A 9,683-nucleotide genomic window follows, 5' to 3' on the forward strand; every position below is an offset into this window, starting at 1 on the left:
CCGCGCATGCGAACCGGACCTACGGGACGTATCTCGATCAGACGGTCCCTCTAATCCAGTTGGAAACACCACAGAAGGGAAGCGTCTCAAGACGCGGGGTCCCCATCAAATTGCTTGGAATACGCTCTCTGGATTGAATATATCCCAATTTGAGGAGTCTCATCACGATCTCATTACGCCTCTGATCAAGAAGATGGACCCATTACGAGCGATCTATCCGTTCGGATTAGCTAGTGCGAACGTGATTATGGGTTGGCTTCTCTACCAGCTGTCTAAACCGGGGTGGGGAGGCTTGCTTGTCGTGACCGGCCTCTTTGTTATCCTCACTTTGATCGGAAGCGCTATCAGCGAATATCAATCCGCTTCCGAACGATCAACCTGATTTTGATATCCACATTTACTAGTCAACTACCCCATGATAAACGCCTTCGGCGTTTTGAGGGTGGGGCTTGTCCATGAACTCGGCGTCGAACCCTTTCGGGTGGGCGGTGAATCCGCCGCTCGGCGTCACCGTTCCACGTCGATGTCCGCGTCATGCGTCGTAGGTACTCAGGTCACTCTCACTGCATGTACGCTGACGACAGCCGCGACCTAAGATCGCCGTTCCGGAGGACAACGTATCCGACGGTGAGCGCAGCGACACAGAGCACGGCTGCGCCGTTGACTGCCCCGTACACCCCGACGAACTGTGTCGGGCCGGTGAACGTCGGCCGGATCAGCATCGGCAGAACCCCCGCAGCCTCACCGAAGTTTGCTAGCCCGTAGATGTTGTTTATCGCAAAGTTGATCAGGAAATGGAGGCCGATCGGCAGCGCCAGCGAGTCGGTCCACACGTACGCGCCCCCGAGGAGGAGCCCTAACGCCGCCCGAAATCCGAACTTTCCCAGCGTATCCGGGAAGTGCCCGAGACTGAATATCAGCGAGGACGCCACCACTCCTGCCACGACCGCGCCACGGTCGGACAGCCACCGACTCCGGAGTCCTTCGACGGCGCTCGTCAGAATGAGGCCCCGATAGACCAGCTCTTCCCAGAAGGCCACAAACATCCACTGGATGGTCCACACTCCGAATGCGGCGGCGAACGGCAACACGTTCGCGCCAGCGCCACCCGAGAACACCTCGGAGACGGTCGCCCACCCGGCAAGCAGACTCACGGGGAGTGCTACCGCCATCCCCGCCAGGGCGATGACGCTGCCAGCGCCGAAGTCCTTCAGCCACGACGGGTCAAACGCGAGTCCGTAGTCGGTCAACGGTCGCCGGTCGACGTACCTCGCGACGCCAACCGCCACGAGGAGTCCAGAGAGGGCAGCGATGAGGTTTGAGGCGGCTCCGGTCATCGACGGCGGGAGTTCGGTGCCCGCGAGCGCCAGCCCCGGGAGCACGAAAATCCCCACGAGCGCGGCGACTTCCACTCCGAGGATCCGCCAGAGTGCACGGGGGCGATTCTCGGTTCGATTCCACAGCACGGAGACGACGCGTCCGGTGATGCCACCGTAATTAGTTCGCCGGTCGTCATCGCCCGACCGCGACGCGGTTCGTTCGAAGTTGGTGTCGGTGTCTGCTTCGGTCATCGACACCTGAACGCATGGACGCATGGAAAAAGGCTGATTTCCCTGGCTTCACTGGTTGAAGTCAACCTACCGTCGTATATGGGCTCGGGCGTGACATTAGTCTCGGCGTGGCATCCACAGCCCGTAGAGGATCAGTCCCAGACCGGTGAACTCGGGGATTTGGAGGAGGCTATTGAGGACCGGGGTGGGAAGCTCCAAGACGTAAATGAAGATGAGGGCCAGCGGAGCCTGAACGAACAATACTAGTATGAACCCGATCGCGATGTACAACATCGGACGGCTCTGATTCTGCCGGTATGCCGTGTAAGCGAGGTAACCGATCCCCAAACCGATGATCATCGGGATCACCTCGCTCAGCTGACGGACGGTTCGTAGCGTATCAAGATCAATCAATTGGAGCGGTGTATCGAGCATATTAGCTTCCCTCTACGAACTGCGTGAAGCGGTCTGCCATCCGTTCCCGACGTGAAATCGTAATCTCAAAGCCGTCTTCGCTGAGATCGAGTTCGATCCCGTCAAGATCCGTCCGGTAGAGCTTGTAGTTTTTTCCGTCGGTGACTGGCTGGATATCTTCGGTAACCAGATCGTACTCGCGGAGTCGTTCGAGTCGGCGATAGACCGTCGGCTCCGAGACCCCGGCGCAGTCGCTGAGCTCCGCCGCCGAGCACGGTTCCTTCTTCGTCTCGACGAGAATCGTGCGCGTACACTCGTCCCCAAGCAAATCCGCGAGCGCTTCGGGATCTCGCACACCGGACACTGTACGGATGCCATCTCTTGTTTCGTCAATATAGCTTGTGCCGTTCTGGGCTTTCTGTCCGGCTTCAGTCAGAGAAGCCATCGGAAACTACCATTCATACCCGCGCTCACGTTTCGAGTGCGGATGTCGAACGGACAGACGCACACGCCAACGAGCATACTCCTCCCAACGGTGTCGTGGACCCCCGCCTGCGACGATATCGCCGCAGAGTTGTATTCAGAAGACGAACTCCTCATCATCCACGATACCGAGGACGACCCGGTTACGGGCCGAGAGCCGTTCCCCGAGAACGTTCGGTTGGTCCTTGCTGGCGACCCCGTTGGGTGTTCCGGGAAAGCAAATGCTATTGCCGCTGGGATGGAGGCCGCCAGCCACGACCGCCTTGTCTGGACGGGCGATGACTTTTACCACCCCCCGGACTGGCTTGACCGCCTCCACGAGAGCTACGCCGAGTACGGCCCGACAACGGAGCTCCCGGCGTTCGTCGGTCAAGATCCGCTTGCAGTTCTGTTAGAGCCTGTTTATGCCCTTGGGGGAACGCTCGGGACGTATATGGGCGACCACGCCTGGGGTGGATCCGTCATATTTGACAGAAGTGATCTTGACGGGGAAAGGTTCCTTTCGGAGCTCCGCCAGACTATCAGCGACGATGGTCGCCTCGGGGAACACACCGATGTAACGTCAGTTCAACGCTGACGCCGGGTACCAATGGGTGGAAGTCTCCGGCAGACGCTTGAACGACATATCCGGTTCAACCAGATTTTCGCAACGCAAGATCCAACGGTAGCGAAACTTTCGTTTGGTGTGTTGGTCGCCGTTCTCATCGGCTGTGTCTTCTTCTGTGGCAACGGCTACAACGATTGTTCTGAAAAAATGGAATCCTATGTGGTATCGTTCGTAGTAGAAAGAGGCCTCTGTCGAAATCCTCAGAGTTTGGTAGAACTCGAGTGCTGTATACAGAGAGTACATACAGCACAGCGATACTGTTCGAGAACTCGGGTCGCCACCGAGAGTGTATGGTACAACACGGACAGTCAGTTCACGCTCTTCGACAGCTCAGCCCCCGCCTTGAATTTTATCTCATCCGACGCACTCGAAGCGTTCACCAAGTGTAACACCGGCGCATCCACCGCCACGTGCGTCACAACCCGATACGTCTCCCCCTTTTCACTATCGACTCCGGACGTCATTCCCGGGAGCCTCCCACCGAGCCCTTCGATAGTGATGTCGCCGCTTCTGTCGACTCCGCCCAACTCAATCCGCGCGCCCCGCAGAGCCCGCTCACTCACCCCTGCTCGCGCCACTCCATCACCGAGCCCATCACTGTCGAGATCGCCGAGACGGTCGAGTCCAACCGGGACCACCTGTGCTGCCCCCACCATCGACAACACCGTCGTCGAATTCTCGTACAACGCAGCATCATCGATAATCCATCCACCTGAGTAGATGAGCTGCCCATCGTTCAGCCCTCGACCCACGTACATGAGGGCTGGAACCGGCTCCGGACAACCCGGTGGCTGAACCATTACCTGCGCTACTGTCAGGTTGAGCAACCGACCCTGCTGAGTAATTTCCACAGGTACGTCATCCATTTTCTTTGCCCACGCATCCAACCCCTCCGGCTCGAACGGCTCACCCTCAACCGGACACACCACAACAGATGTACCAGCTTTAGCAGACGGTGGAGAGTTCGTCACAACAACGTGGCCGTCAGCAGCGCGCTCAGCCACGAGTCCACCGCCCGTCGCCACAGGCCCCGTCATCTCCGCAACGAAGTGGGGCGTTGCCCCGCATACCGCACCCGGGGACACAGTGGAGTCGTCATCGTCACAATCACCACTCTCATCCGGACCACTCAAACCAGCCGAATTTGACCCCCACGCGTAGAGTTGGCCCTCACCATCAGACCGACCCGTCAGGTAGGCGAAGAGCCGCTCCGGCGTCACCGCTTCCTCGATACTCCCGTTTCCACCCGGAACCTCAGCATCGGGCAAACACACAGCGAACCGCTCCGCAACAACAGGCTTCTGTTCAAGATACCTGAAAAGCTCCGCCTGCTCTCCCGGACCGAACAACCCGGATGAGTCAAACTCGACTGGTGGAAGCAAGTAATCCCCGACGAGGATGTCGTTCCCGCCACCACCGTCAAGACCGAACGCCGCCCATTCGCCGTCCTGAGCGTACTCCTGCGCTCGGACAACGTCTGCCTCCCTATCTGCGACGTTCGCCAGTGCCGCGACACAGGACTCGTCTGAACACCGCTCCAGCACTGCCCGCATCTCGGCCAGCACCGCTTCCATATCACCCAACACCCCAGTAATCTCTTTCTCCGTTTCCGGATTCCGCCCCGTCCGCGCACTCCGCTTCGAAATCGCCGTGGCAGCCGCAGTCGTCGCCTCTTGGAGCTGTGCGTCAAGTCGGAAGACGCGCCGGAACGTCTCGTCGTCTTCGTCGATATCGTCGTCGATGATATCGCTGGGTCCCGCGATACTCCGATTACTCCGGGGCGTATTATAGTCCTCACCGCGAACGTCGTCGTCAACGCCATCGGCATCGGCATCTCCATCCCCGTCAGGAGCCCGGATAATTGACTTGTCACTCCGAGAGTTGTTGTAGTTCGCCGCGGCGAGCGCGGTCGAAGTCACCCACCCTTCCAACTCAACTCGCCCGGCCACCGTTGGAGTCAACCGAGCCACGTGCGGGCCTTCCGGTGCCATCTCGAAGGTGACTTCCGTGTCATCGTCGTTCCAATCCGCACCTGCGAACACCGCCGCGGGCGACGACTCTGTGTTTGTGATTGACGACGCGACTTGACTCAGACAGCCACTTAGCGCGCCGATTGCGACGGCCCCGCTCGCTGTGAGTAACGCCCGTCTGCTCGTGGTAGCACGTCGCATGCTATTTGCGTGACTATCACGTCGTCGTGAATTCATAATCGTACAGTAGAGGTGATACGTTATGATAAGCTTTCTTATAATTGTAGTATTCGTATGAATTAGCGTGCGGCAGATTCGCGCTCTGTACTTTGCCCGTCTCTAAGAGCATATCACCGATTGTGGATTTCAACAGAGCCGCTCTAACAGAAGGGCCAATGGACCTTTTCGGGCGACTACTCGAAACTCCGTCGTTGGTCCGTTGATGAGGTAACCCCAGATAGAGGCGTGCAAGCCACTCGACGGGCGTTGGAAGTCATCGTCCGTCCAGACGAGACGATCGTGTCTCGCGGCGTCCATGCCGACAGCGATCACGTTGGCTTTTCGCGATCACCTGTCTGGATCGCCGGCGGCAACCGTGCGGACCTCTTCCGGCAGAAATGTACGGTCAACGACCGGATCGTCATCGTCGTCATGGACTACGAGCTGTCCGCTTTCAGAACAAAACTGTGCTGCGACCCGATCGCAGGCGTCGGTCCACGAACTCGTGGGAAGCAGCACACCCATCGAAACGCTGGAATAGAAAGCCCTAGAGACAGCCCCTCGCGAAACCGGCGGTCAGAGCTCCGGGGTTCCCGAGGCGTCGGCTGGTTCCGTTGACCTCCTGTCCACACCCCTTTGTTCGTCTCGCAGCTGGAGGTACGAAGCCGCAAGAATGCCATAATACGGGGTTAAGAAGGCTGCAGTGACGACGGCAACGATCGCTTCGCTGGCGACCGGGATGCCGCCGTAGTCAAGCAGGGGTGCAATTCCCCCGATGACACCGCCGAACACCGTCGTCAGGACGACAAGGGCGAAGAGTTTGAGTCTGGACCCGCTGGCGAGTCCCCAGCTCCGCTTGAGCCCGTCGATTACACCGCGGTCCTCGACGGCGATGGTGAACACGATGAACAGGAAAGACGTCGCTAGGAACAGTCCTGGGAGGATGAAAAACAGGGTTCCGACGAATACTGAAACGGAGACCAAGATCCCACCGATCAGCATTGCGAGCGTTGTACGGCCGAGTCGCCGCGTGGCGTCGACTGGTATCGTGGATATCTTGTCTTGTGGCTGGATCATCGTGCGAGCGATTATGACGAAGAACGCCGCGGAGAGGATAACGAGCGCGGCGAAAATGGCGAGTGCGCCGGCCCCGGAGACTGGAAGTCCGAGCCCGGCAGTCAACCCTGCTTGTGTAGTGAGACCGGCTGGGAGGTACGACGAGACAGCCGTATTAACAGCTGCCTGAGTACCGATCTGAACGATCAGCAATCCGATGAACAGTATCCCACCGGTTTTGCTGAGCGTCCGTCGAAGTCCGTCACTGATCGCATGGCTGAGGTGGAGGGCCATATCTGCCGGTTCGTTCCGTAGTAGATAAGTCCATGGCTGGTTCTCTGGACGAGAAACGCGACGCTTCTGGATCAGTCGGGCGAACTGTGGATCTGCTAATATGTGGCCGGTTTCTCTGTGATCACGTGAGAGTCAGAATGAAACGGCAGTCAGTGAGAAACGCCGAAACCCGCGAATGTGATCTCACCACACTAGCCGTGTAGACTAGGGACCTGCGTTTCCGGCGCTGAAACGCGACAGTACAATTTTGAATCAAACGCATCAGTATCTATCCGGGATGCTGGGGGAGATACAATCGAAAGAGCTGGCGCTGCTGGTTTGGTTGGTGGCGACGTTCGCTATTGGAACGGTGGTGTATTCGCCGTTGAATGGGCTTGCGCTCTCTGTGCCAACGACCTGGGGATTATGGGCGCTGCTGATGTTGCGTGAGAGAAAATAAAACATTCGTAATCAGAGGGGGGGAGCCCAAGATAACTTGCGGCGAATTTTTGAAGGAAGCTAGCCTAGATTCGTGTACACCCGCCGTGTCTGTGCGGCGACAACAACAAGACCAACACCGACGGCGGCGAAGACAACTGGGACTCCCAACGACGTGCCCCGAGCGGTGACGCCGGCAAAGTCAGCGACGAACCCGCCATTGAGCAGACCGACGTACCAAATTCCGAGATACAACGCTTCGAACAGCCGAGGCGATCCAGTCCATAACCCGGTAGCGAGTGCGAGCGACGGCGGGAAGATGACAAGACCCCGTCACTCCGATGAGTGCGGTGGGGCCTCCTGTGGCCACGGCGATTACAAACGTTCCGGCTCCGACGACAGCGGTGATTAAACAGCCGGCAATCCACTCGGCGACGAGTTGACCAACCGGGTAGTCAGATGTGAGAACTTGAGGGCGGATCCCATGGCGAGCGGTCTGTGAACCGATTTGTAACCAGACGAAGAGCGGCCAGACCGCAACCAGCGAGAGCAGCCCCCGGGCAGCCCCTTCGGTGCCACCACCAGTGAGGGCGATTCCAGTTGGCACAAGCACCAACAGACCGGCACCGAGGTACCACCAGCGCGGTTGCCCGCGGAGAAGGCGTCGGAGTTCCATTGTGAGAACGCGTCGGAATCCGGCGGCATTACGACGGGTAACAGGAGGAATCGTGACATCATCACCAACGCCCGAAGTGGACACAGCCGAATCAGTCGTGTCTGTTGGAGTTTGTGGATTGGACGCTGTCTGTGTCGCAGTCTCAGGGGGAGTCTCGTCGAGGGGGAGACGCTGACGTGCTTTTGTCACAACCCCGTCGGTCGCTTGGAACCAATTAAACGGCAGTGCCGCGACCAGCGTCACAGCAAGCCCGACGACGACCGTACCCAATCGCTGAGCGAAGAACCACGCCGGTCACGGGCCTCCCTCATACCGGAACGTTTGCGCGTTGGATCCACCCGTTCCGAAGTTCACGAAGCTACTCTCGAATCCCGGCACAGCGGCCTGTATTGATTCGAAGGTGAGATCGTACGCGAGGGTGAGCCCCACAATATCGAGCGCTTTGGCTCTGTTGAAATCCTCTCTAAGTGACATTTCTAATCCCGGGTTTGCTCAGCAGTATAGGTTTATTTCCCGTAGAGAAGATACGACAATACCAGAAATCCCACTATTGGGCCGAGAATAAATCCACCCACCGCCGCGATCTGTCCGCTGACGGATCCACCGATCCCGGCCAGAATGACTCCGATAACGACGCTACCGACAAGAAGAAACGCGCCTGTTTGCCATTCTTCCACCAGGGCTACCCCGCTTGTGTCGGACATAGAGTACGATTGAACTGCCTTCCACTTAATCAGTCCGCGTGTATACGCAGCTCTCATCAACCGGTTGTCTCACGCAAAAATATGTCTGAAGAATAGGATTTCAACAGAGCCCTCGAACCCCCCAAAGGCCCCCCGAGTACTGCTTACCGAACGATTCTATCTCAAGTCGAATGTTTGCCCTAGTGTATTGAAGTGGCATATACCCGGGTCCAATGTTTCTGGGTCAGTGACAGGGTCGACACAGATCGGCGAAGTAGTAGAATCCGTGTTTCACGTTCCGTAACGGTGACTCAACTTATTACGGACTGGACTTCCACCGTCCATACATGCCCGCAAAACAGGCTTATCGCGCTGAGCATCGCACAACCGACCACTCAGGAAACCCAGATACAAGTCGGGTTAGTGGTGAGAGTCTAGGCCTCAGGAATTACGACGATAGTACCCACAATGTTCACATCACAATCACCGACGACAACGGCGAAACCGCGTTCACCCGGACCGTCTCTGTCGGTCCACAAGACACCGTCAGCATCCAGACTCGTCTCGAACGCGCAGTCTACCGAGTAGACGTCCGACTGGATAACGGTGTGGGTGACCGCGCAGACTGTCTTCTCGGCAGCGATCCGAATGAGTGTGCCAAGATCGAAACTGGAAACGGAGTGGTTAGCGTCGTTGAAGGCTATTTTTGATCGGCTGGCGTGTGTGGCGGAGAGCTAGTGAGAGTTGAGAGTTAGTCTCGTTTTAAAGGACAGATGACTGGCTCTATATCGTCACCAGAGTTGTTACTTTTCCGACTCTTCCAAGACCGAATCCTCTTCCAGATGCGATGGCGCGTCATCTCTGTCGGACTCGAGGAATCGTTCGACTGTGTCTTCAAATTCCGCATCGCTGAGCTCTCCGCTGGTATATCGCTCTTGTAGTGTTGACAGCGCATCATCCGCAGAGCCGGTGTCGTGACTGTCGCTCGGAACGTCTCCCGAATCCGCGGCTGCCCATAGCGGGTACTGTTCCGGGTCATACTCGTCGGTATCGGGCGGTACCTCCTTAATCGTGAACTCAAGAACGCCAGACGCGACCATCCCCGCGGTCAGTGCCACGTACCACACTGCCGGAGTGAGTACATACACTCCGGCGACGGTCACAAATCCGGCCACAAGTGAGACCGGATGATCGTCCAGTTGATCGAATATGGAGGGCATCACCGTGTCGACAATTATGGGTCACGGCCAAAATACATACGGCTAAATGTTCTTGACCAGAGGCATACTACCAGCGTAGAAAACGCTGATGCCC

General features: G+C 57.7%; 10 protein-coding genes. 2 read left to right on the forward strand and 8 right to left on the reverse strand.

Features of this window, described 5'->3' with window-relative positions; all coding sequences use genetic code 11:
* Positions 1 to 560: 560 nt before the first annotated feature.
* From DJ74_RS13290 to DJ74_RS13300, 3 genes are all read right to left on the reverse strand, one after another.
* Complete coding sequence (locus DJ74_RS13290) at positions 561 to 1,571, reverse strand: CPBP family intramembrane glutamic endopeptidase (RefSeq protein WP_094527543.1); 1,011 nt, start codon at positions 1,569 to 1,571, stop codon at positions 561 to 563.
* 96 nt (positions 1,572 to 1,667) lie between these two features.
* On the reverse strand, positions 1,668 to 1,985 hold the full coding sequence (locus DJ74_RS13295) for a hypothetical protein (protein ID WP_094527544.1): 318 nt from the start codon (positions 1,983 to 1,985) through the stop codon (positions 1,668 to 1,670).
* 1 nt (position 1,986) lies between these two features.
* A complete protein-coding gene (locus DJ74_RS13300) occupies positions 1,987 to 2,319 on the reverse strand; it encodes a winged helix-turn-helix domain-containing protein (protein WP_254921564.1) in 333 nt (110 codons plus the stop codon).
* Between the two features lie 132 nt (positions 2,320 to 2,451).
* Between DJ74_RS13300 and DJ74_RS13305 the strand changes: the two genes are divergently transcribed.
* Positions 2,452 to 3,024, forward strand: a complete 573-nt coding sequence (locus tag DJ74_RS13305) for a glycosyltransferase (protein ID WP_217900331.1) — start codon at positions 2,452 to 2,454, stop codon at positions 3,022 to 3,024.
* A gap of 338 nt (positions 3,025 to 3,362) precedes the next feature.
* Here the strand turns inward: DJ74_RS13305 and DJ74_RS19685 are convergent, their stop codons facing one another.
* The 4 genes from DJ74_RS19685 to DJ74_RS13325 form a co-directional block, all read right to left on the reverse strand.
* Complete coding sequence (locus DJ74_RS19685; RefSeq protein WP_254922174.1) at positions 3,363 to 5,096, reverse strand: hypothetical protein; 1,734 nt, start codon at positions 5,094 to 5,096, stop codon at positions 3,363 to 3,365.
* 723 nt (positions 5,097 to 5,819) lie between these two features.
* A complete protein-coding gene (locus tag DJ74_RS13315) occupies positions 5,820 to 6,593 on the reverse strand; it encodes a hypothetical protein (RefSeq protein WP_094527546.1) in 774 nt (257 codons plus the stop codon).
* A gap of 1,387 nt (positions 6,594 to 7,980) precedes the next feature.
* Positions 7,981 to 8,160 (reverse strand): hypothetical protein, encoded by a 180-nt coding sequence (locus DJ74_RS13320; RefSeq protein WP_094527547.1) that lies wholly within the window; start codon positions 8,158 to 8,160, stop codon positions 7,981 to 7,983.
* A 32-nt stretch (positions 8,161 to 8,192) separates the two neighbouring features.
* Complete coding sequence (locus DJ74_RS13325) at positions 8,193 to 8,390, reverse strand: hypothetical protein (protein WP_094527548.1); 198 nt, start codon at positions 8,388 to 8,390, stop codon at positions 8,193 to 8,195.
* A 326-nt stretch (positions 8,391 to 8,716) separates the two neighbouring features.
* Between DJ74_RS13325 and DJ74_RS18810 the strand changes: the two genes are divergently transcribed.
* Positions 8,717 to 9,079: a hypothetical protein gene (locus DJ74_RS18810; protein WP_141212709.1), complete on the forward strand. Its 363-nt coding sequence runs from the start codon at positions 8,717 to 8,719 to the stop codon at positions 9,077 to 9,079.
* Positions 9,080 to 9,172: 93 nt separating this feature from the next.
* Here the strand turns inward: DJ74_RS18810 and DJ74_RS13330 are convergent, their stop codons facing one another.
* Positions 9,173 to 9,589 (reverse strand): SHOCT domain-containing protein, encoded by a 417-nt coding sequence (locus DJ74_RS13330; protein WP_141212710.1) that lies wholly within the window; start codon positions 9,587 to 9,589, stop codon positions 9,173 to 9,175.
* Positions 9,590 to 9,683 lie beyond the last annotated feature (94 nt).

Origin of the sequence: Halorubrum sp. Ea8 (assembly GCF_002252925.1) — an archaeon.
Lineage (GTDB): Archaea > Halobacteriota > Halobacteria > Halobacteriales > Haloferacaceae > Halorubrum.